Below are 23,619 nucleotides of genomic sequence, written 5' to 3'. Positions count from 1 at the left end.
CCATGTGAGGAAAGCGCTACCCGGAGTTCCCTAAGGGCGCTGGGTACCATTGCAATCCCAACGCATCCTTTGCTCGTCAGGAAAATACGGATTGCGAGTAATCGCTGCGCTCGATGAAGCTCTGGCCCAGGCTGACTTCCAAAGGGCGTGCCCTTCCTTGCATGCGGGTAGCTAGAGAAGATGCAAGAAGCCGAGAACGGCTCCACGCGGAGGGGCGTTCGCCGCGACGTCCACTCGGTAGCGCCAGCATCTGATTGGGGCAGTTGATGCGCTCATTAACTGGACCTCGACGTTTTCGTTGCCCCCACCAGATGGCAGCGCCATTCGCACACGTGCCGCTATTTGACGGAGGCGATTGCCTTGCACGAATTTGAGCCGCGCAACTGCTGCCCGGCCGCCACCTCCTGGCATCGTCCGTGCGTTGCTTCCACTGTGGTGGTTTGTGCCGGAGAGCGGTTCTGTGGCCCTCTCGAGCATGCGACTGTCTTGGGTCGTCGTGAGGGCCGCCTATTGCATAGGCGCCGGTATCGATGTTGGCGAGATTGGCATTCAGCCAAGATGCAGCTTCGTCAGAATCCGACAACGTAAGACATCAGCGCCTATGCGCTGCCCACGCGGAAGGCAGTCATTCAGCACCGAAGGATGGCCTATTTCATGAATGCTGCGCTGAAAAGTTCCCGGCGCGCTTCCATGAAACGTGAGGAACCGTATCCCGGAACTTCGGAGATTGTTTTTTTCCAGATGCAAGGAACCGAAGCGTGGCCATCTGTGTTCGAGCGTGCGGGTCCTCTCGGCTTCACGTCCAGCTCTTCAGCACACCGACCGGAACTGCTCCGTCGCTACAGTGTTCCGTCGCTATATCACAACATGAGGTCTGGAACTGCAAACGACGCCCGAGGGCTTGATGCGGCAACAAGTGCCGCGTTACTAAATTTTGGGCATGGACTCTGACATGACACGTACGGGCGGTGACGATGGAGAGCGAGCGCCCGATAACTCATGAAAGCGATGATTGTCCGCTAGACGTCGTCGCGCGAGATCAACTGTTGTAAACCATCAACAAGCGTGTTGATGCAAGGTGCCGCGCATCACTTATCAAATGTTAACGCCGACAAAACAGCCTCGAGAATCTGTCTCTGCAATTCAGAGATCGCATGCTTCTCTGCATCGCAAAGATTTTGCGTGCGGTGCCACAATATCGCTGCGATCAGTCAACAACCTCCGCGTCGAAATTCGCAAGTGTTCGCGATCGCGACGAGTGTCGCGCGCTCCAGGGATCAAGTCTCCTCTCGGAAGCAATCCGATCGACACGCAGAGGTTCGAATGGCTGTAGCAACATACGGTTCAGATGATGTTGAGACGGTCTCGTCAGCGCACGGCGCCGTTCTGCAGCGTCCCTTTCAGGTCTTCGTTATTGCGGCCGACTTCCTGCTGATCTTGCTTTGTTATGTCGTGGCTTCCCTGTTCTACAGCGGCATCGTCGCTTCCAATGCTGACGGAGCCTCGCTCGGCGCGGGACTAATCGTAGGCGCGGTGTTCGTTGCTATTGCCTATTTCAAAGGCGTGTACGCGACGCATCGGTTGCTTAACCTCGTCTGGCAGTTGCGCAAAGCTCTCATCATTTGGCTCGCGTCACTGACGATTCTTGCCGTCGCGGCGTTTCTACTGAAATCGACGGACAATCTCTCCCGCGGCACCGTCATCTTGTTTGCTGCAGTCGGCGGCATCGGACTGCTCAGTCTGCGCTTCGCATGGCAGTTTGCACTCGGCACGAGTTTTGCGAATGGCCGGCTGGTCGATCGGAAGGTTGTACTGCTTAGTCTCAGGCCGATTGATTTCACCACAGATCGATTCAAGGACCTGCGCAGGAATGGGTTCGACGTGGTGCGCCATTTCGTGCTTGCCAACGATAATGGCGATAGCGGGTGGAAGACACAGATTCGCGATATCATCCGGCAGTCGCGCGCGGTCGATGTCGACGAGTATCTTCTTGCGGTTGACTGGAATGAGCTGCCGTTGCTGCCGAAGCTCGGACAACATCTGCGCGCGGTGCCGCAGCCGATACGCGTTCTTCCGGATAATTCGATCGCCGATCTCGTGTCACGCCCGTTCTTGCCGGTCAGCGGCACGGTGGCGATCGAGATCCAGCGACCTCCGCTGACCGTGTTCGAGCGCCTGCAGAAGCGTTGCCTTGATGTGGGTGTCGCGGCCTTTGCTCTTGTCACTTTGGCGCCGCTGCTCGTGATGGTCGCCGTTCTGATCAAGCTGGATTCACCTGGTGCCGCGATCTTCCGGCAATCGCGACGGGGCTTCAACGGCAAGCCCTTTGAAATCTGGAAATTTCGTAGCATGACGGTCTGCGAGAACGGTCAGACGATCATCCAGGCAACGAAGCATGACGCGCGAGTGACGCGGATCGGGCGTCTCCTTCGCATGACGAGCATCGATGAATTGCCCCAGCTCTGGAACGTGCTGCGCGGCGATATGTCATTGGTTGGGCCGCGCCCGCACGCGCTTGCGCACGACAAATACTACGATGAGATTATTACTAACTACGTCTACCGCCACCACATGAAGCCAGGACTGACCGGCTGGGCCCAGGTTAACGGCTTCCGTGGTGAAACACCGACCATCGACCTGATGGAGAAGCGGGTGGAATATGACGTTTGGTACGTCAGCAACTGGAGCATTTGGCTCGACCTCAAGATCTTGTCGCGCACGGCGGCTTCCGTATTGTTCCAGGAGGCCTACTAGCGTCTACGTGAAGCGCAAGGAGAAGCAGCACCAAGAACCCATCCGTAGGGCTTTGCGTCAAAGGTCTTGCGTTAACCTTGTCAGCGGCGCTGTCCTGGATCCTGCATCCTCTTCCGGAGCCGCACGATCGCATCACGTCCCGCGGTCAGCGGCGAGGCTAGGATGAAAAAGGTTCCCAACGCACGTGATACGAAGACATGGCGAAGCGAAACTGGTTCGCCTTGATCAAGCCGGTCTTTGTGCTTGTCGATCGGAGCGGGCGCAAAGGTGGTTCTTGAGGGCCGTGAGCTCGATTTCCTTGGAGGTACCACGATCAGAACGAACAGAACGTTGAGCAGCAGCCAGATGCTCAATATGACAAGTATAGCCGACATCCGGTCTTTCCAAAAATACAGGATCAAGTATGGGGTCAAGAACTGCCCTCGGAGCCCTCTCGGTCGTTTTTATCAATTCGGGCAAAAGTCGGCTACGTCAATGATCGTCATTGCGACCGGGACAACTACGGTCTGCGATCGACACACCTGGGATCGCTGGTTCTTCGAGGCGAAGCACAACATCGTCGGAACCGATCGCGACTGACGCCGGGCTCCTGCTCTCGCCGGTGTGAAAACATAACCGGGGCACGTTTCCCAGCCTCCGGCGGGAGGGCCTGGCCGCTGCTCAACGAAGAATTCGAGATATGATATCAAGCCCGCGCAACTTAGCTCTTTGAAGCGGCGCCACAATGTCGCTGTGTTTGGTAAGCAACTTCGCTCTGTAGCGCACTTCCAAACTTGGATGGGCAACAGTTGCAGCCCATTCCGCGTTGTGCTCGTTCCTTTCGCCAAAACTTGTTGTGTTTGTTGGTTTTTGGTTCACGCGGCCGTTGCCGCTGAGCGGAGGGTTCGATATGTCTGCGAGCGCGTATCGCTCCGATGAACTCCGCATATTGGAGCCGAACTGCGGCACTCAGTTGCAGAGACCGACGATTCTGCAGCCGAGTCGCGATTACTCGATCGCGGAGTCGAGCGCGCGGCCGCTTTTGCCAGTCAGCGAAGCCGTCGCTATTGAGCTTCAGAGGCCTTCCCTGTCGGTGCGCGAACGATTTCAGAAGCGCTGTCTCGATATCGGATGTGCGTCCGTCACCCTTGTAGCGCTGGCACCACTGATCATCACGACGGCGATCCTGATCAAGTTGGAAACTCCGGGCCCGATCATTCTTCGCCAGTCGCGTCGTGGTCTCAACGGCAAGCCGTTCGAGATCTGGAGGTTCCGCAGCATAGGCGTGGCCGAGAACGGCTCCAAGGTCCCGCAAGCCAATGGTGGGCGGGTGACGCGAGTCGGAGAGTTCTTGCGCAAGACCAGCATTGAAGAGCTGCCCCAGCTCTGGAACGTGCTGCGGGGTGAGGTTTCCCTGGTCGGGCCGCGTCCGCATGCGCTGGTCTATGACCGTTTAATCAGCAAATACGTCTGGCGCTACCAAATGAAGCCCGGCCTGATCGATTGGGCCCAAGCCAACGGCTTCGGGGGAGCGACGCCCACCGTCGACCTGATGGAGAAGCGCGTGCAGTGCGAGGCCTGGTATGTGAGGCACTGGAGCATCTGGCTCGACGTCAGGATCATTTTCCGCACCGCAGTCGCGCTGATGTATCAGGAAGCCGATTGAGAGCGGTCGATCGCGCGTCATTCGGCGAGGCCGCGACTAGGATCGAAGAGCAAGAGGGGAAGCGGTCGTCAAACGGCGAGCATGCATGGACTGCTGACCGCATCGTAATCAGCCGCGCAGTGTCGCAAGGAATGACGGATCGATCGATTCGACAGCGTCTTCCAGGAAAGCCTTGCCGAGGTCTGATGCCCGCCGATAGGCCGACACGAGTGCTGATTTCGATTCAGGCTCTCGGGTCAAAATCAGCCGAACATCGTTGCGTACGAGGTCCTTGACGTCCGGAATGGCCAGCGCATCGGAGCGGCTCGCTATGTCGATCCGCACTGGGATCAAGCGCTGGTCGTTTGGCGCGATATAATAAGCCATCTTCAGCGCCTCGACCGCGACGGGATCGTGGGGGTCGCGTTGGGCCTGAAGCAGCGCCAGCGCCAGCCACAGTTCAGAATTGTAAGGCGCGATTGAGAGCGTCCGCCTGACCCTGCCGATGGCGTCTGCATGCTTTGTCGATCGCACGGTCGCCGGCTTTTGCTGACCAGACTGGATCGCCTGCAGAGCGGCGATCAGGGCATGATTGCTCTCCAGCTCCGATCCGAAGGGAGAGAGCGTTGCCAGTGAGGAGGGCAGATCTTCAGTCCAGCGCGAGCTAATCCTGGCTGCATCGGCAGGAAATGTCGTGTGCTCCAACGCCATCACCTCTGCTATGGCCAAGACCATCGCATGGGATCCGATGATCAGCGCCAACGCAGTCAGAAGAATGCGAAATCTGCGTGAGGAGGTCATTTTCGGCGGGCTAGTTCGATGTAAGGCAATCTCATGGCGCGAGCCTGCTGTCGCCTAACGGTTGGCGCACGCTGGTCCGGCCCACCGATTGTGCAAGTCCAAGTCCGACCATCACTGCCACGACGATCTGGATCGTCGGGCTTGAGAGACTAGAATCGAGGAAACTCTCGCAGAGTACGACCAGAATGCCGGCGGCCGCGGCAGCCGCGAAAAAGAAATCGCGTCCTCGCCGTACGGCGCCGCGAAAGCTAACGAAGAAGAGCTGGGCGGCGAAGCCTGCCAGGACCACAATCGCCAGTCGTCCCGACTCGATAGCGATCATGATTGCGGTGGAAGGAGGTATCGCCAACGCTCCAACGCCAAACTCCTGATAGGCCATCGACGTCAGCCCAAATGTTCCGATGCCATTCCCCAACAACGGTGCATCAGAGAGCAGGTGTTTTACCGGTGCGACCGCTTCCGGGGAGAGGTTGGCGAATCCAAGGAGGCTCGAACCACCGGATTGAGAGTGCGGTAGCGCCATGAGGCCGGCCATTGCTGCAAGGATTGAAAACAAGATCGCCGATGGCCAGGAGCGAAATCCCAAGCGGCGGACAGCGGCGATGAAGACGAGGACAGTCAATCCCCAGCCAGTGACCGCCAGCAAGGCGCCTCGTTCGAGGGTCGCCATAGCGGCGAACGCCACGGCAATTCCGAACAGACCGGAAAGAACCCCGACCCACAGCTGGAGCGAGGCCAGATTGTGGATGTCCTGTTGGTGCAGGTGATGTTCGAGTGCCCGGGCAACGAGCGCACCATTTGCCAATACTGCGAGCGCAGCTGCTGCCGAAAATGGGCTCGTAGCGGCGCTCGTCCCGGAAATCATGCCGGTGAACAAACCGAATCGGTGGAGCAGGACCTCGATCGACATGAAGGTCGTTACCGCGCACAACGCGAACAGGATCGTTTCGGCCCTGTGGCGATCCTTGGTGATGATGACGGTCGACACCACCAGCGACACAGCAACCAGATAGTGAAACAAGCTCTGCAACGTTGCGCCGGGGGCAACGCTGATGCGGCCAGGTAGGGATGGCTGGTTCAATGCGACCGAAGTCGCCGACCAGATTTGGTTTGCAAGCGAAACAGTGGGCGCCGGAAAAATTTGCAGCGCCATCCAGACGATCGGAAGCAGGACCACGGGCAAAAATTGCTTCAGCAATTGTGCAGCAGACGCGAGTTCGGCCTGCGGCGACCTTGCCGCCATGGCCATAGTCATGGCGGCAACGAGCGCAACCATATGCTGTGCGAAGGCGCCGTTTGCGATCGCCAAGATCGGAGCCGCGGCCAGCAATGTGATTAGAAGGTAATGAGCGATCGACAAGCCGCGAGACTTCGAAGGGGAAATGGAGTTCACCGCGGCAAAGGGCTCACGTTGGCGCCTATCCCATAGGCGAACATGTGAATCTAACGCAGTCTTGCTCATTGCGCTGTTCGTTGAGAATGTGACTGATCATCGGTCGGTGGCGCGCCACCGGGCCGAATGCAGTCGATTTGCGGGATTGATGGGCATGATTGAATTACCGGGCATGGCAGTTTTGCAGCAAGTAACGTAGGGCCGTAGCCAGTCCGGCGATTGGCACCGCCCCGCGGATGGCGCTCGGCTTGGTTCCGATTTCGACGGCAAGCTCGTTTGCGTTCTGCCAGTCGCTGGCAGCAAGCTTGGAGGCATCGGCGGGCAGTAGCAGCGCCACTCCGCCCTGGATCACCGTTGCTTGGAACTCTGCCTGCTTTTCTCCTGCTATCAGGGTCACGTTCGGTTGCGTCGAGCGGGACAGGGGTTCGAGAACGATGAGCACAACTTCGATGCCGTCCTTACCGCATTGCAAGTTCAAGCCCGCAAGGCGCGCATCCGATTTGGCGCCATCGACGACGTGCATCACTGAAATGGCGTCGGCGCCACCGTCGGGATTTCTGCTCTTGACCAATCGCCAACCGCCCTCAAGCTGTGTCGACTGGCTGCCGGCCTCGACCTGCCTGAGCGCCTCTTCGTCGCAACGTCGACGCTGCTCGGCGTCGACGCCAGACGCGCAGTTCAGAATACCCGGACGCAGCGGCTCGGCTCGGCCGGAACCATACGGCAACACCAAGACACCAGCGCAGAGCAAGATTATGCGCATCATCATGAACGCAGACGTAACCTCCGCCGGAGTCGAATTCTTCATGTCGTACTCTAAGGCCTGTTAAAACATAATCCATCGCGCCGCATGACACCGTGATGTTGTGGGGCGATAGCATCAAGCCAAGCTTGAACGTCAATCGACGTAACCATACCTCTTGTAGTATCGATTGCGATAGTAGGCTGCGCCGTATGTATCGTAGCGGCTCATCACCGACACGTTCACCTTGTTAAGAACTGCACCCAGCAGACGCTCGCGCACGATCGGCGTTTCACCTAGCACGCGCTCGACGATATCCACCTTAGACTTCGCCCATTCGATGACGAGAATATAGGAGTTAGCCAGCCCCCTGGTCGCCCGAACGTCGACGACCGGCGCCAGCGGACTAAGGTCGAGAACGATGCGATCGTAGTGTTGGCGTAGCTGTTGGAACAGGTTTTCCATCTCCTGCGAGGCCAAAAGGTCGCTCGAATTCGGGAAACGCGATGTGACCGCACAAGGAAGAAAATGCAGATTTGTCTGGGGGTCGATCCAGACCACTTCCTTCCAGTCGGCCTGACCGACGACGACGTGGATCAAGCCAGCCTGTGCAGTTGGCGTAAGCCTTGCGGTGAGGCTTGGATTGCGAATGTCGCCGTCGATCAGCAGGGTACGGCAGCCGCTTTGGGCCAACGTCTGAGCCAGGGCTTCGCTGATGGTTGATTTGCCCTCGTTCGGAAGGGCTGAGGTAATCCCCAAAACCTTGTTGGACGCCGAACCGTAATTTGCAAGATCACTGGCCAGCTTGATGGACCGAAACCCTTCTGCGAAGCGCGAAAACGGGGCGTTGATCACGTACCGCCCGACGCTCTCCTCGGTCGAAAGCAGACGGTCGCGGTGTGGCTGCGGATGACCGGAACCCGCCGCCGATCCCGAGAGTGGCGAGGTCGTGCCGGATCCGCCGTTTCCAGGCGGCGCCTGCTGCGGCTTGGGCTTGCCGCGTTTACCGAATCGCCATGCCGCCTTGCGCGGTTGCGCGGGAAGGGCGTTGACCACACCTTGCTCTATGACAGGGATTGAGGCCAGACAGCTGGTCTGCACGAATTGCTCGACCTGGGAAACAGTTCGGAAGACGCGATCCATCATGTCGAGCAACATCGCGACGATGCTCGCGAGAATCGATCCGCCTACGAACGCTGCGAGCAGGATGAGTGTCGTCTTTGGCGACGTCTTGTTGGGAAGAGTCGACGCGGCCTGGGTGATCACCCTCGCTTCAGTAATGGGAAACGATTGCTGCTGAACCGAGACCATGTACAGCTGCAGGAAGTTGTCAGACAGGGCGCGGGCGCTCTGCGCGTTACTTTCGAGATCCCTCAGGACGATCTGGGCCTGGCTGGTGTTGTTCGACACCGCGATGGTTTCGTTCAAGCTCTTCTGGCTGGACTCTTCTCGCGCCTTGGCGATTTCAAGGTCGCTCTTGTAGACCTCGGCCGTACGTCGCAGCTCATCGATAATCGAGCGCCGGATTTCACGCATCTGGTTGCGCAAATTGACGACGGCCAGATGGGTCGATCCATATCGGTTCGACCAATCTGCCTGCTTGGCGTTGTACTCGAGGTAGGTCTGTCGCAATTTGGTGATGACCGGGTTAGCCATCGTTTCGCTCACGGTCGCGAGGTCGTTCAGAATGACCGTCGAATCCTCAGTGTCCGCATTCAAAATCGTGGTGATGCGTTCGAGCTTGGCTTGTGCCTCGGCTCGCTGGCTACGGGCCGTTGTCAGCGAAGTGTTGATTTCGGCGAGTTGCTGCTCGGTCAGTAGTCTCCCACCTGCGTCGACGATGTTGTTCTTGGCCTTGAAGTCGGCGACCGCGCGTTCGGCGGTGGATGCTTGCGACCGCAACTCCTTCAATCGGTCCTGCAGCCAGACCGCCGCGCGCCTGGACGCCTGATATTTCGACTCCAGCGAGTCCACGATATAGCCGTCGGCGACCGCGTTGGCGATCTGCGCGGCCTGCTCCTGCGACAACGCCTGAAAGGCGATCTCGATAACATAGCTCACGCCGACGCGTTTGATGCTGAGGCCGCCTGCAAAGCGCGCGAGAGCTGCACGCAGCAGTTGGTCTTCCGTGGGTGGCTTCGACTCCGAAAAAAGTCGGAAAATCGCGTCGCTGATGCTACCGAGCACTCCGCCGCCGCCGTCGCTCATAAACTCGGGCGACTCGACAAGCTTCAGGTCCTTGATGACCTTGGAAGCGATCGCCTCGGACTTGAGGAGTTCGACCTGACTGTCGACCATCGCCGAATCGATCGGATTGTCGCCGCCGCTTGTCGTAGCCTGCGTCTGCAGGCCCTGCATCTTGCGGCTGTCGATCATCAGGATGGCCGTGCCGGTATATCGTTTCGTCGCCGTGAACACGTAGACGCCGGCAAGAAAGATGCACAGGAGCAACGTGAAAATGATCACGGGATACTGCCGGCTGAACAGCGCAAGCGCAGAGGAGATCGTCTGCTCCAGCGATGGGGCCTCGGGCGCAGTGGAGTCGATCTCGCGAGATGTGATTTTTGTTTGAAGCATCCGGCTCGCCTACGTGAACCTATTGTGATTTGCGATGTATGGCATCAGCCTGGCCGTGCCCCCGCGCTGAATCTGTGAGCGTGTAACGCGCCGGAGCGAACTGCCTGACGTCAGCAAGAGTTCGACACGGCGGATACGGTAGTCGAGATCGCTGCGCTCGTGAGTTGACCGGTGCCGCCGCCGACATCGATGGAATAGCTAGTCGGATTGTTTGACAAGTTGTTGGCCAAGGAAGTTTCGGCAACGCTGCCGGGCGCGATCGGTTCCGTTCGCCGCAAAGTCGTCATAATGCGCATCTCCGCTAACCCGCCCAGGGCTGCGACTGTCAGTCAGGATGACCTGCACCGCCTTGGAAGATCATTGGTTCGCCGATCTGTTGGATAGAGATCGAGCAAGTCCCATGCCGACTAAATGGAACCGGCGCCGACGAACTCGTAAATTCTGCGATGCAATATCGGCCTGAGTGTGACGGGGCGGGCAACGGATCGAAAAACCGCAGTGGGGGGAAGTGAATCCTGCCCGTTCGCTGCGATCAACCACGAACGGCCCGATGCGAAAAAGCCCGGCTTGGGAACACCCGCCACCAGGGCGAACGACTGTTCCGAAGTTCCACCGAATTGATCGTGAAACAGTCAGGCCGTCGATATCTCAATCAAAATCCTCGATGGAGGATTCCCGCTTCCATTCCGCAAGCGAGCTTGCCAGGTCGTATTCGAACTTGAAGCCGCTGGCGACGAGGCGCTTCGGCATAATGTTCGTGGAAAACCACAACTTCCTGATTCGGTCGCGATTGATGCCCGTCTTGATGCCGACAGCGTGCAGCATCTCGAATGGAAGCACGGCGAGATTCATTAGCCATACCGGAATCGTGATCGTTGGCTTTGTGTATTTGGCAGCTTTGGAGAATGCCGAACAGATCTCGCTGATCGTGTAGCGTTGCTCGTAGCAGAAATTGTAGATCGATAAGCTGTCGTTGCGAGACGCCATGAAGAACATCGACGAGACCAAGTCCTTCACGTAGCCGCACGACTTGATAGTGTCGGTTCGGCCGGGATAGATGAAGGCACGTCTTTCGAGAAGCCGCGACAATCGCGTGAAATTGCCCCGCTCGTGGTGTCCGTAAATTACAGCGGGGCGAACGATAGTGAGCCGTCTGTCCGAGGCTTCCGATTGCCACAGACGATGGATCGCCTCGGCCGAGAGTTTGGAGCGTCCATAGGCGCTGACCGGCGCCGGTGTCGCATCCTCGTCAAGCGGGGCTTCGGTGGGACCGTAGATCGATATCGAGCTGGTGAAGACTATACTCCGGCTGCCCGTCTCCCTCGCAAATCGGCAGACGTTCACGGCGCCCAGCACATTTGTATAATAGTAGTCACCCTCCGGGTGACCCGGGGTGACGTGAATCGCAGCCAGGTTGAAGATGTCGGCAGGCATTCCGTCTCCGACCTTCGGATCGATCGGCTCACGGACGTCATGATGGACATATTCAACGCCATCGACGCGCGCCCTTGGCTTGCCGATATCGACTGCGACGATCCGGTCGTAGCTCCCGGAAGCGACCAACCGCGTCATCAGATGTGTACCGATGAAGCCTGCGCCGCCGAACACGATAGCTTGGGTAGGATTGGACATTATGGTTCGGGCCAAAGTGCGTGAAGCCTACTGGATCAAGTGCGACGAATTTGCGGTCAGAGCGTGCGAGTGCCGGAGGACGCGAGACACGCCAAAGCCGCGTAGAATTCGGGCTGTGCGACTGGGGTAATGTGGTAGAGATCGGTGGTCATTCGTCTGACGGTATCCTTTCGATCGGATGATTAGAGGTCAGACTGGGACGCCGGTCTCCAGCATCTCGATGAGGCCGAAGCCGGCAATATGATGGAACGACACTTTCTGGCCTCCAAACAAGACCGCCGGCGCGGGGGAACTCACGGGAACGATTTCGATTCCGGAGGCAGCCAGGGACTCGAGTGCCAGTTCGGCATTTGGGCAGGCGTAGCACAAATGATAGATCATGGAACCGGTTCGCTGGACAAGGTTGTCGATCGGAGAGGGGCCCTCACTCGGCCAGATCACTTCGACATCGGGCATGAGGGGATGATGCTGCATGGCGAGGTTGACCCGTTGTATGGGATCAAAGGCCGAGTTTCCCGGGGTGTAGCCGATCGAAGCCAGGAACTGAAACGCGGCTTCAGGGGATGCGACCGCGAGTCCCAGATGATGGAAGGCAAGTCCAGCTAGTGCAGGAACGACACGGCCCACTTTTATGCTCTCATGCTTTCTTCTCGATTAGAGCGGCGAACTCTCCGACATTCTTAAGGTTCCCAATTTCTGAAGCGGAAAACTTCACGCCGAATGCCTTCGAGACCGCAAGTACCAGGCGGATGTGGGACAGGCTGTCCCAGCCATCGACGTCATCTGCCGTGGTCTGCGGCGTAACATTCAATTCGTCCTCGTCAAACACCTCCCGAAAAATGGCAGTGAGCTTGCTGTAGAGCTGGGCATTTTCCATTTGTCTTATCCTTTGATGGTGGTCGGCTCGCGGATCACGTCTCAATTGGATTTCGGGACAGCCAATACGCGTTGGGAAGATTGGAGGGTTGCGACCGGTGGTTCTGTATCGTCCTTCTCTTTCTCCTGGCAGACGAATGAGTTCAGCACCATGGCGAGCCTGGTAGACCATACTTGAGCCAGGTGCCGCTTGGCGTGGACCTCGTCGGAGTAGTCCAGGTTCTGGTCGAGATCATCCATGCTCAGCGACACAAAGTTCGGGCGGTGGCCAAATTGCTGAACTACGTCCTTCAGGGCTTCCTGGTAACCTTGTTGGTAAGGGCTGGCATCCCGATGCCAGGCAGGGATCGGCAGGTCCACAAGCACGACCTTCTCATCGGAGGCCAGTAGCGCCTCGATGGTTTCCTTCAGCACGTCGACCTGCGCATGGGAAATCTCATCCTTGCCGCCCATGCTCACTTTCCAATACTCCAGTGCCTCCTGCTGCTCCCGCTTTGACATAACGACGCTCTCGCGCTCGTCATCGGTGCGCTGCGCGGTAGTCCGTCCGGTAAGGACCAAACTGACGCCGGCTCTGGCTTCACGCGCGATCTTTTCGAAAAGCAGGAACGGACGCAGCGCTGTCGTGCCCCAGTCCAGCCATTTCGGCGGCAGCACCGCGACGGCTCCATCCGGCGTGCGTCGGTAGAAGCCATATCGGTATCGCTCGATATCGACGTCCGTTTCCCCGCGATGGCGATCGCCTTCCGCATATCTCACGTCTGAATCGACAAACATGCCGAACCAGGTGCCAATGACGAAGGTGTTGAGCCGGCGATTCTGCTCGTTCTGTACTTCATGCACCAGATCAATCACTTGCTTGACCTCGGAAATGTTGGCGCCGCCCATCCCGAGATTGGTCACGGCGGCACAGCCGAGATTCGCCTGCACCATCGCTTGTCGAAAGCCGACGCTTGTGTTTGACGCTCCGACGAGAATGACCTTCCTGTCTGAGTTATTCAGAACGCTACGGCCGAGGACAACATATTTCGGGACCGTCATGTAGAGGGTTCGTTCCGCGGCTTGGAAATCCCTCGGGCCTCCTCCTGAAGGGTCTTGAAACACCAGGAACGATGCGCCGCCGAGCAGCGCGTAAAGGAAGGCAAATGACAACAAGGTCAGCGCGGTCTGTCGAAGGATGTGTTTCACTTCAAAACGCCTTGTAGACGAAGTCCGGAGCCTTGTGCAGCAGGGTGGCGACGGCGACGATTGCCATCATCTTGCTTGCCAGGGTTAAGTTCCTGACGATCTCCCCACTCTGGATCGCCGACAGAGAAAGCGGGATGTGTACGCGCTCGCGGATCAGATCGAGAGCCAGAGCAGCTATTGCGAACGTTGCACTCAATACGACGAACGTGCCTAGTACGCCGGCGACACCGAGGCGTACCAACAGGTCGGTGAATTGAGGCAACTCCGTGACCCACAGGCACGTGAGAGCGAGTGCGAAATAGCCGACCGTCAGGCCTCTGGCAAAGTAGATGTAGGTGGTGGATTCGGTAAGCGCCCGATAGCGCTTTTTACCCAATCGCTTGATGCAGGCCTCCTGCCAGAGCTTGTTGATGCTCGCGCCTGCACCCATCAGCAAGCCGTAGATGACGAATACCGCCGTAGTGCCGTGCCACACGCCCATGACCAGGAACGTGATGAAGAATGCCAGGACGCCCAGGTAAGCGGTCAGGGCAGGAGAGGGCAGCCATGCCATGAGAAACATCAGAAGCGGGTTGAACAGATAGAACTTGAACCACTGTGACAGCGTCATGTGCCACCGCTGCCAGAATTCGAGGAAGCTGCTCGCCGTGAAAGGTTTGTCGAAGTTCTCCGGCAATGACTGTCCGAGGAGGCCCCCGATACCGATCACGATGTCCATGTATCCGGAGAAATTGAAATAGAGATAGACCGTGTAGAACGACGCGGCCATGGCGTAGACCGCACATAGCTTGAGGAAGGGTACAGGCGCCGCCTGTAACAATTGCGGGCTGAGGAACGAGAAGGCGTAGTCGGCGGTGGCGGCGATAATGACGAATTTCAGGTAGCCGGTGACGATTCTGGAAAACGCGCCGTAAACACTGGATGTGTCGGGCTTTCCCACGGCCTTTCCGTCCGTCTCGCTGAAATCCTGATAGCGCTGGATGGGGCCGGAAACGAAACACAGAAAATTGCAAGCGTAGCGAAAAAACGCGAACGGGCCAATTCGCTCGACCAGATCTCCCGACCGGACATCCACCATGATGTGCAATATCCGGAACAGGATGTAGGACAAGCCGATGGTCATGTAGGGGAACGGCAGGTGTCCAAGACCATCGAAGAAAGAGAAGCGTTTCAGGTAAATATAAGAGCAGAGCACGGCAACGACGCCGAATGCCAACACGACAGACGCTCGGTAAACATAAAGCATGCACACGCAAGCGTAGCCGAGCGCCAGGAAGGCGAACAGCGGCAACACTTGTGTGAAATCGGTCAGATAGCTGGCGATGAATATGGCGTTTGCGGCCGCAAGGACCACTCGCCGATAGAAAACTGACTCACTGATGTGGAAAGCGACGATTGTCGCTGCGACGAAAGCGAAGAATATGGGCGATGTGAGACTCATCGATGGAAAGCTCGGAGCTGTCTGAAATTGCACTGCAAGATTGATTCCAATCACGCCAGCTCAAGCTGCGACTCTTCCTGTTCGACCGTCATCGGCAACTGTTCCAATTCGACGTCCGTGCCCAGCTCCCAACGACTGCTCGCGTCAGAGCCATCATCTATGCGCATGAAACCCAACTTTCCGTAGTGTTCACGGACCATCTCGTTGCGATCGGTTGGAACGTAGTGGCCCTCGAGGGTTTCGATGCCTGCGGCACGCGCTCGGCGTACGATCTCTGCCAGCACCGCCTGCTCCACGCCACGACCTAACACGCGGCAGCTCATCAGCCAGCTATCGATCGTCCATCGTGCGAAACCGGTTGCCCGGCAAATCACGACACAAATGAGACCGTTATCGCCGAATTTGTCGATTAGCCTCGCGTGCAGCGTCATTGCGGCCGGATCCGTTTCGAGTTGCTCGACTTGGGATTCGGTGTAGCGCCGCGTCGTCAAGTTGAATTGATTGCTCTTGTTGATGAGCTGGGTGAGGCGGGCGCGTGTCGTTCGATTGAAGGAGCCAAAGACGATACGCATTTCCAGCGATCGAAGATAAGACTGGAGGTCGACGGTTTGACCCTGCAAGCTCAGTCGGCGCGCATTGGCCTGATACATTTCGGCGCGCGCGCGGTCTTCTTCGGAGAAGTTGATCGCTTCAAAATACCCGGCCGCAGCCAACGTGCGCGCGTAGGTGGCCGGGTCACTCTCAAGTTCGGGGACGGCAACCTCCGGAAGCTCTTGCCGGATAAGCTCGCGTTCGACCGGATTGTCATCGAGGAAAACAAACGAATCGAGCCCGAGCGCGAGTTCTTTCGCGATTGCGCGAATGTTGGTCGCCTTGTCGTTCCAATTGGCTTGGAATACCGCGATATGCTCTTCCTTCAGGAGCATGTCCGGGTGTTCCTTGAACGGCCTTCTGGCGACGCTGTCGGTATTCTTTGAGCTTACCGCCAGAACGATGCCGCGCGCACGTAGCGCGAGCGCGAGTTGCTGCACGGAAAGATGGGCCTCACCGGTCGCGTCGCCTTGGGCAATCTGAATGCCCTCCATTCCGTCGTCTCCGATAACGCCGCCCCAGATAGTGTTATCGAGATCGAGTACCAGACAACGGCGACTCTTGCCGCGCATCGCCTCCATAATCCGCCCTACCTGTTCGGCGTAAAGCGGCACAAAGGCGTCAGCGAATGGCAATTTCGCGAGATTCCACAAGGCAGGGGAATGCCAATCGGCCAGCCCGACCGTCTCAGCCATGCCTGCAACATCAAGTAGCATGTCGGTCGACTGCAGGACCGACTGGCTGATCCTCTGATTGACACGATCGACCAGATTGCGTGCTGTTCCGGTCAGCGCGCGGTCAAAGGATCCGAACAACCCCTCGGGAGGCGGCGCCAACGTCTGGACGATGCACGGCGCGCCGCAGTTGCGCGATATGCCGGCGCGGATCGAATCGAGAAGTCCGATCGCGGCATCGATAGATTCGTTTGCAAGCTGCTCGTTGCCCGGAGAAGGTTGCAGCGCGAGTCCGCGATGATCGAGGGCGACCAGGACCGCATCGGGGCGCGCCTTGTTCATGGTTGACTCCGGCGTCAATGCATCCTGCAAAAACTGGTCATACGCTCCTGTGATGCATTCGAGCGCGAAGCCGTGACGCGCGGCCGTTGCGACCAGGACCGGAACGATAAGATCGAGCGTGCCATTGCCGATCAGGCCGAGGCGAAATGGAACCAGGGGGGCGAGCGATTGGCCACTTTGTTGAGCTGACTTAATAACGCGACCCAAGCGCGACGATTGGCGTTCATCCAATGCGTGTGTCGCCAGCAATCTGATTTGTTTTCCCAAGTCGCCAGAATTGTTCGCAAATTCCCTGCAGCGTGACGCAAAATCAGAGGGTGGTTTTGGAAGCCACGCCAATTGCCGATACAGTTCCACGGACACGGTCGCCCCCACTTGTTTGGCATTAATTCTCGAAGGCCGCTTACGACCTCCGACGCAAGCGCCAAGCCCGCAAAGGCTGATCGCTTGATATGCAGTTGCGCGTAGCGCGGTACGGTTCCCGCCACGGCTCGTCATTTAGATTTGGTAGATTTGGCGAAAAATCGGGGCAGGAGTTGGTTGGGTATCCAGTCATCGGACCGAGATAACAAGATCGTTACCTACCTGTGCGTGCGACGACCTCGTCGGTTCCATCCGGCTCCTCTGCGGAAACGGCAATATCGAGCGGATGCTCGCGCATTCGTCGCGAGAACGATTGTATTTCTCATGATGAGGTGTGAGGACGATCACTCGTGGCTGCTCGGCTGCGTTGGCTTGCTCAATAGAGCTCGCGATATTCGAATTGAAAGTTCGGTGCTCCGGCCGCGATCCCCAGCGTTCTCTGCAGCTTCTGATAGCCTGCGAGTGGAACGATGATGCAATCGGTGCTGCCGGCATAGCAAACCTGAACCCGGATGGCGTCACCGCAAATGTTTTGAACCAGGACAATCTGGTCGACGATCTTGGAATTGTTAGCTTGCGGATGCGTCAACGGGTGGACCGATATGCAAAGCTTTCCGTCCACCGTCTTGTGATTTGGAGCGTAGGTGCCTTCCATCGGCCGAATCGAACTCGAGGGCCGAGTGGAAATACCTGAGCCGCCATACATCGGTTGAGATGTGCGGCCGAAGCCGGAAATTTGAGCATCGGCCGTCTCTGCAAGTAGCGATGAAGCGACCACGATGCACATCGCCACGTAACGATCTGTGCGCGTTGATCGGTTGTTACGCATCCTCACTGCTCGCTCTGCATAGATATCGGTCAGGACGAACCACATCCGACGTATGATCGCATCTAACATGTGATGACAGCTGAGGCCGGCTCGACAGGATGCCGCGCTCGTCGGCGGCAGGATAGGGTTGTAGTTACGGCAACAGAATGACGAACGAATTGTTCCCTAATTGCTGTGACCGAATTTCTGCCGTTTCCTTGCGATTGAAAGGGGGTGACGGCACTCTTCAATGTCAGGCCACCGAACACCCGTCGACTGTGATACTCTACCGGTCATCATATGATGAGTATCCACAACGCGAGCATTATCGACGTCTAATGTTGAAGGAGATGCCAGGACACACTGTGTTGCGGGACGCCGAACTGGCGGCCGTACCGAGTCTGTCGGTCATCATCCCGAACCACAACTACGCTGCTTACGTGGGATCTGCGATCCGCAGCGCACTGGACATACGATGGCCGAAGGTCGACGTGGTCGTTGTCGATGACGGTTCGACGGACAATTCGCTTGCGGTCATCAACGAATTTGCCAACGAGATCACAGTCATCAGCCAGCCGAACGCAGGTCAGACGACGTCCTGTGTCAACGGCCTTCGCAAATCCTCTGGCGACGTGATCATATTTCTCGACTCGGATGATATCTTGCATCCCGATGTGATGACCGAGATTGCGTCCGTCTGGTCGAAACTCGCGAGCAAATATCAGTTCCAGATGCGCGTGATCGACGCAAAGGGGCGGCCGACTGGAAATGTCCTGCCACAGTACTTCTCCTCTCCGACCTCAGAGGACATCCGCAGTTGGATGATAACGACCGGTGCCTATCCGACCCCGCCGGGGTCGGGAAATGCCTACCCGCGATGGTTTGTCGAGCGTGTTTTCGGCTTTGAATCCGACTTTGTCGATCGCGCGCCGGATAGTTATCTTCTGGCGGCAGCTCCCGCGTGTGGCGATATCGTGACGATCACCAAGCCGCTGGCAGACTATCGCGTACATGGCCTCAATCACGGGGCCTTCCTTCAATTGGACGATACGCGCTTTGCGAGAGAGATCGACCTCACGCGGCGGCGCTACGAATTCTTTTTGGAGGTGGCGCGGACGATGAACCTGCCAGTGAGGCAGCACGCTCTGAACAGGAACCTGACATACTTGTGCCTGCGGACGGCGTCATACCGGTTGCGGCCTGACATTCATCCCATCGCGCGAGACACTGCGAGCTCGATTTTGGCTGATGGACTTAGGGCATTCTTTTACCCGCAGGGCTTTTCGACCTCACAAAGTGTTTCGCTGCTGCTGTGGATCGTTTGCGTGCTGGTCAGTCCATCACGTCTCGGGCGTCAGCTCGTGGGCTGGCGATTTGTACCCGCGGAACGGCCAAAATGGATAAAGTCAATGCTGAGGCGGCTTCGCGTCCTCCGATAAGGACGCGAAGCGGACTCTATTCAGGACGAACATACACAATATTTTCGCCATCCAGTATCATATCGAAATCTCTTCGACCCATGGCCTTCTGAAGCGTTCGGCTTGTTCGCCTGCCAGGCATAAGCCAGTCATGCGGTTCTATGATGATCATTGTTGTGCGATCAATCCACTCGGTGTTTTCCGAGAAGAGCTCCTGTTCAAAGCCTTCAATGTCGATTTTGACGATGAGCAAGACGCCGTTCGGTACCATGGCCAGCGCGTCATCAACGGTGAGTACGCGTACTCCCGTGTTGGAGCGGCTTGTCCGTGCGCCCCAGGACAGTTGGGAGTTTGTGACCGTGACGAAGCCGGGGGCTACGCCGATCGCAGCCTGGACGACAAAGGTATTGGGGCGATCGCCGATATTCTTTTGGAGGATTTTGACGTTATTCTCCTCAGGTTCAATGGCAACGATGGAGGCCTCGGGTAAGGCCTTCCGAAACCAAAGCGACGCCGCTCCGATATTGGCGCCTGCGTCAACGATTACGGGCTTGGCGCCGCGCTGCAGGATTTCTGAATACGAAGCCTCGAGTCTGGCCCTCACTGCTGGATAGCAATAGGCCGCATATTTCGGCGAACCAAAGATGTCCCGAAACGTCGACACGTCGCTTTCGCGAGGACGAAGGTAGACACTGCCGATCGAAGGAAGGAACACGCGCGATGCATTCGCGCCGGTTATCCGTGCGACGTGGCGCAAAAGAATTCGAGGACCGAAGAGTCGTACATCCTCGATATTAAGGCCAACGTGATACCAAAAGCTCATTGGTTGTGATCCCTCATCAGTCTCCGCTGAAGTGGTACGACTATGCCATCTTCATCGGTGTCATTTCCCCGCGATGCCAGGGCAAATGGCTTGCGGTTGCCGGCCTCGCAACGCCGGAGCGTCGATGTCGCTTGGGCACCAACGTCAACAACCAAACGATAACGGCAAATTCAGGCTTCAACAGCTGCCCGCTAACAAGCCAGGTGAACAGAAAGTAGTTGCAGGCCTCGACCCGCAGGTCGCTCGAATGTAGCCGAAGTACGAAAACTGACAAAACCAGCGCAAATCCAAGCACCCCGTACTCGTAAATGAGTTTCGCCCAGGTCGGATCATTCACCTCGTACTTGACTTTGAGTAGGCCGATTTCCCGCAGGTAGCTGCCGGCCCCGTTGCCAAACCACGTCGAAAAGAATCCGTCGTCGAAGCTGTGCGCGATCATGTCGAGCGGCGCTACAAAGCGGGCGTAGCCACTCGTATTCGGCATCGTAAATTCGTCGAGCCGATTCAGCCAGACGTTCAGATATGGAATGTCGGCGCTGTAAAGCGTGAACAGCACGACGACCACGCCGACCAGACATGCAACGAAGACTGGAATGCGGGCCGGCGACCGTGGAAGCAGAAGCCCGGCTATGATTCCGATGACACCCGAACCGGAGAACGAACTGACCAACCCGCCCGCAAGAACGCCGAGAACGAGCCACCTGGCCCTCGTGCAATATTCGAGGATGATGGCGAGGGCCATCACCAAGGACAGAGTCGATGATTCGCGAAGGAAGAAGCCGTTTGCCTTTATCAAGCCTGCGTCTTCGCGGCTATAGGTATAAGCCCCCTCGCTCCGTATCGCCTCGGGGAGCACAAAGTGAATATTCGTGATGAAGGGACTCTTCACCGCGTTTACCGCGACGATCTGAACAATGGAAATCACGGCAATCACTGTCGCCGCAGTCACGAACGTGCGCTGGATGTAATCCTGCACCGGCCGCGGATCGCGGGCGCTTCTCAAGCGGAAGCAGAAGGGCGCGTACAGGGCGGATAGAAGCAGGAGCGACGTCCACGTCCCCGAGGTGTCGGAAAACGACATGCGGAAAGCCGCCAAGGCGATCGCGCTGATGAATAGCAGCAATGACAAAACGCTCAGCGATACGTAGCCGGAGACGAGGAGATAGGTTGCAAATAACGCGTATGAGATGAGATCCGCCGAGATCGGAAAGGTGCCCAGGTTGTAGGCAATTTGCGACAAGAAGAGAGGAGATATCACCGAGATCCAGACCACAGCTTTTCCGGCTCTGTCCAGTTCCATCTCCATCCGAATGGCCGATGTTTGGCCGGCAGGAGACAGCTCATTCATCGGCATATCAAAAGTCACTTATGCTGCCCTTTTGGTAAGTTGTGTTGCTTCCAGGCATGCCCGGGTGCCATTGACCCAAAGGCCTTTGTTTGCTGCAGGCGGGAACTGAAGATGGTGGCCACTATCGTTCCTCAAAGCGTGAGAAACGTAGTTGGCAATCAATGCCATGTCGACGCAAAAGTGTCGCAATATTCGCATGTAGTTCCGATGAGACTCGTTCGAACGCGGACCGGAGACATCAGTGATGATTGCCGATTGGCGCAAACAAATCTTGAGTATTGTTCCGATCGTGCTGATTGTCGCGTCGGCTGGACCTGCGCGCAGTGCCGGTTGGGAACTGGTGTTTTCGGATGAGTTCAACGGCGACAAGCTTGATCGAACGAAATGGGCGACCCGATACATCTACAACAATGAAACGATGGACCGGTTCAATGACGAAAAGCAACGCTACCGCGACGACCACGTGGTGTCCGGGGGTGTACTGAGCCTGACCGCAAAAAAGAACGGGGGCTCGGATACGTTCGATTCCGCGATGATCCGAAGCCACCAGACATTTTATTATGGCTACTATGAAGCGCGGGTCTTTCTTCCGAATGCGCGCGGATCGTGGCCGGCATTCTGGCTCGAAGCCGATTACGACATCGATGGAAAGTTTTGGCATCCGCCGGAGATCGACATTTTCGAGTACGTCATCAACGGCGTGGAAGACAAGCCGAACATGCTGCACTCGAACGCGATGAGCCAGGACAAGTGGACGCCGCAGTCCTACACGTATGTGGACAGCTCGTTCGTGCTCAAGTTTCAGGACATGGTCAGCAAGGAGGACCTGAACAAGGATTGGCATATTGCCGGCTTCGTCTGGGCCCCTGACCGCATTTCGTTCTTCTGGGACGGCCGCCTTGTCTACACGCGCGTGTACCAGTGGCTCAGGAAGGACGGCCAACTGGGGCCGCCTGCACACGTCGATCTCAACTTTGCCGTCGGTGGAGCGGGCTGGGCGGGCCGGCATGGAATCGATGACGCGGCTTTCCCGCAGGCGTTCAAGATCGACTACGTTCGGGTCTGCCAGTTCACGTCCTCCGCGCGTGGAGGCCGAAAATGCGGTCCGAGCGAGGTGACGCCGGATCCAACGGATTTTGGATACACGGCAGCGCTCAACGACATGCCCAAGCCGACATTCCTCAACGTGACGAAGGTCGTGGCGGACAAGCAGCCGAATGCCGGAGTATTGTCGCTAAGCACAACCGACCCGCTCAAGGTCGAAATTCCGATCAAGGTTCCGGAAGACTATCCGACAAATCGAACGCTTCAAACGTACGTCTTCGACGAAACAACCGGCGCCGTGGTCGCATCGGCCAGGAAGCCGCTGCAGCAGGTCTCTCGCAAGGAAGGGGAAGATGGCGCCAGCGTGATCGAATTGGCGCTGCCGGCTTTGCCTCGTGAAGGGAACTATATTCTGGGCAGCAAGCTCACGGCCGAAGTCGCGGGCGAGGTCGGCCCCAAAGAAGTTCCCGTTGCCTGCGACACTCAGGTGATCCAACCCAAAAAAGCCAGATCTTGCCGCCTATTGTCGCTGCATGTGCGCCGCTGACCGGAACCGTGTATCCAGCGCGAGCACAACTTTGTGTGATCTGGATCAAGCCGAGTGACGCCGATTGCGGTCGGCTGCCCGCAGGTCGGTCTGGGTTTTGTTCTGTCTGTGGCAGGAAAGCGCGCGATGCGGCTTCCTGCCAGAGGCGTTATCTTGCAATGGTAGTCGTCCATGAACTCTAAGGTTCGCGCCGTCAGGCAAATCCTTCGTGGCGCATTGCGCGGCAGCCCTAGCCGGCTTTGCGGTCATCGCACGTGGAGAAGTGAACATCCGCATTCCTGGCTGCGGGCCATCGAGGAAGAAGTGCTGATGCGAAAGGCGCCGCTTCAATTCGGCAGCCGTGACGCGGCGTTTGCTCGCGCTGGAAACCATCTGTCAATGAACGAGCATTGAAAAATGGTCGCTGTCGGTGCGAAAGCGGCGCCTCCGTTGTCGAAGAGTTCAATCGCCATCGGAGCTGCCTGGATCGGCGTGAGTCGGGTGGTGGTCGCCACGCTTGGCTTCCTGAACACGCTGATATTGGCGAGGATGCTCACGCCGGAGGATTTCGGTCTGGTCGCCGTCGCGACGGCGATCATTGCTATTCTGGCGTCGATGACCGAGCTGTCCCTGACATCGGCGCTAATCCACCAC

General features: G+C 57.5%; 18 protein-coding genes. 5 read left to right on the top strand and 13 right to left on the bottom strand.

What is annotated here, in order from left to right; genetic code table 11:
• Positions 1 to 1,323: 1,323 nt before the first annotated feature.
• Together SO180_RS32210 and SO180_RS32205 are read left to right on the top strand one after the other, a co-directional pair.
• Positions 1,324 to 2,754: an undecaprenyl-phosphate glucose phosphotransferase gene (locus SO180_RS32210; protein ID WP_449382852.1), complete on the top strand. Its 1,431-nt coding sequence runs from the start codon at positions 1,324 to 1,326 to the stop codon at positions 2,752 to 2,754.
• Between the two features lie 805 nt (positions 2,755 to 3,559).
• Positions 3,560 to 4,399, top strand: a complete 840-nt coding sequence (locus SO180_RS32205) for a sugar transferase (RefSeq protein ID WP_449382851.1) — start codon at positions 3,560 to 3,562, stop codon at positions 4,397 to 4,399.
• A gap of 108 nt (positions 4,400 to 4,507) precedes the next feature.
• Here SO180_RS32205 and SO180_RS32200 read toward each other — a convergent pair whose 3' ends face one another.
• The 11 genes from SO180_RS32200 to SO180_RS32150 form a co-directional block, all read right to left on the bottom strand.
• The gene (locus SO180_RS32200) at positions 4,508 to 5,140 is read right to left on the bottom strand and encodes a hypothetical protein (protein WP_449382850.1); all 633 of its coding nucleotides are present in this window, start codon (positions 5,138 to 5,140) and stop codon (positions 4,508 to 4,510) included.
• A gap of 70 nt (positions 5,141 to 5,210) precedes the next feature.
• Positions 5,211 to 6,641, bottom strand: a complete 1,431-nt coding sequence (locus tag SO180_RS32195) for an O-antigen ligase family protein (protein ID WP_449382849.1) — start codon at positions 6,639 to 6,641, stop codon at positions 5,211 to 5,213.
• 94 nt (positions 6,642 to 6,735) lie between these two features.
• Entirely contained in the window at positions 6,736 to 7,380 is a 645-nt protein-coding gene (locus tag SO180_RS32190; RefSeq protein WP_449382848.1) for a hypothetical protein, read from the bottom strand.
• 90 nt (positions 7,381 to 7,470) lie between these two features.
• Positions 7,471 to 9,891 carry a polysaccharide biosynthesis tyrosine autokinase gene (locus tag SO180_RS32185; RefSeq protein ID WP_449382847.1) on the bottom strand — a complete coding sequence of 807 codons (2,421 nt, stop codon included), beginning with the start codon at positions 9,889 to 9,891 and terminating at the stop codon, positions 7,471 to 7,473.
• Positions 9,892 to 10,539: 648 nt separating this feature from the next.
• Positions 10,540 to 11,523: an NAD-dependent epimerase/dehydratase family protein gene (locus SO180_RS32180; protein ID WP_449382846.1), complete on the bottom strand. Its 984-nt coding sequence runs from the start codon at positions 11,521 to 11,523 to the stop codon at positions 10,540 to 10,542.
• Between the two features lie 189 nt (positions 11,524 to 11,712).
• On the bottom strand, positions 11,713 to 12,150 hold the full coding sequence (locus SO180_RS32175) for a VOC family protein (RefSeq protein ID WP_449382845.1): 438 nt from the start codon (positions 12,148 to 12,150) through the stop codon (positions 11,713 to 11,715).
• Positions 12,151 to 12,160: 10 nt separating this feature from the next.
• Positions 12,161 to 12,400, bottom strand: a complete 240-nt coding sequence (locus SO180_RS32170; protein ID WP_449382844.1) for an acyl carrier protein — start codon at positions 12,398 to 12,400, stop codon at positions 12,161 to 12,163.
• A gap of 41 nt (positions 12,401 to 12,441) precedes the next feature.
• Positions 12,442 to 13,587: a hypothetical protein gene (locus tag SO180_RS32165; RefSeq protein WP_449382843.1), complete on the bottom strand. Its 1,146-nt coding sequence runs from the start codon at positions 13,585 to 13,587 to the stop codon at positions 12,442 to 12,444.
• 1 nt (position 13,588) lies between these two features.
• The gene (locus SO180_RS32160; protein WP_449382842.1) at positions 13,589 to 15,028 is read right to left on the bottom strand and encodes an MBOAT family O-acyltransferase; all 1,440 of its coding nucleotides are present in this window, start codon (positions 15,026 to 15,028) and stop codon (positions 13,589 to 13,591) included.
• Between the two features lie 50 nt (positions 15,029 to 15,078).
• Complete coding sequence (locus SO180_RS32155) at positions 15,079 to 16,998, bottom strand: HAD-IIIC family phosphatase (RefSeq protein WP_449382841.1); 1,920 nt, start codon at positions 16,996 to 16,998, stop codon at positions 15,079 to 15,081.
• Positions 16,999 to 17,374: 376 nt separating this feature from the next.
• Positions 17,375 to 17,872 (bottom strand): hypothetical protein, encoded by a 498-nt coding sequence (locus tag SO180_RS32150; protein WP_449382840.1) that lies wholly within the window; start codon positions 17,870 to 17,872, stop codon positions 17,375 to 17,377.
• 302 nt (positions 17,873 to 18,174) lie between these two features.
• Between SO180_RS32150 and SO180_RS32145 the strand changes: the two genes are divergently transcribed.
• A complete protein-coding gene (locus SO180_RS32145) occupies positions 18,175 to 19,245 on the top strand; it encodes a glycosyltransferase family 2 protein (protein ID WP_449382839.1) in 1,071 nt (356 codons plus the stop codon).
• Between the two features lie 16 nt (positions 19,246 to 19,261).
• Here SO180_RS32145 and SO180_RS32140 read toward each other — a convergent pair whose 3' ends face one another.
• The gene (locus tag SO180_RS32140; RefSeq protein WP_449382838.1) at positions 19,262 to 20,047 is read right to left on the bottom strand and encodes an FkbM family methyltransferase; all 786 of its coding nucleotides are present in this window, start codon (positions 20,045 to 20,047) and stop codon (positions 19,262 to 19,264) included.
• Positions 20,048 to 20,087: 40 nt separating this feature from the next.
• Positions 20,088 to 21,395: a hypothetical protein gene (locus SO180_RS32135; protein WP_449382837.1), complete on the bottom strand. Its 1,308-nt coding sequence runs from the start codon at positions 21,393 to 21,395 to the stop codon at positions 20,088 to 20,090.
• Positions 21,396 to 21,639: 244 nt separating this feature from the next.
• On the opposite strand from SO180_RS32135, the gene SO180_RS32130 reads away from it, so the two are divergent.
• Positions 21,640 to 22,986 carry a glycoside hydrolase family 16 protein gene (locus tag SO180_RS32130; protein WP_449382870.1) on the top strand — a complete coding sequence of 449 codons (1,347 nt, stop codon included), beginning with the start codon at positions 21,640 to 21,642 and terminating at the stop codon, positions 22,984 to 22,986.
• A 429-nt stretch (positions 22,987 to 23,415) separates the two neighbouring features.
• The coding region (locus SO180_RS32125) for an oligosaccharide flippase family protein (RefSeq protein WP_449382836.1) at positions 23,416 to 23,619 on the top strand (204 nt) is incomplete at its 3' end.

The sequence above is a fragment of the Bradyrhizobium sp. UFLA05-112 genome (genome assembly GCF_053572325.1).
The sequence above is the reverse complement of the archived record's forward strand: the minus strand, read 5'-3'. Positions and strand labels throughout refer to the sequence as shown.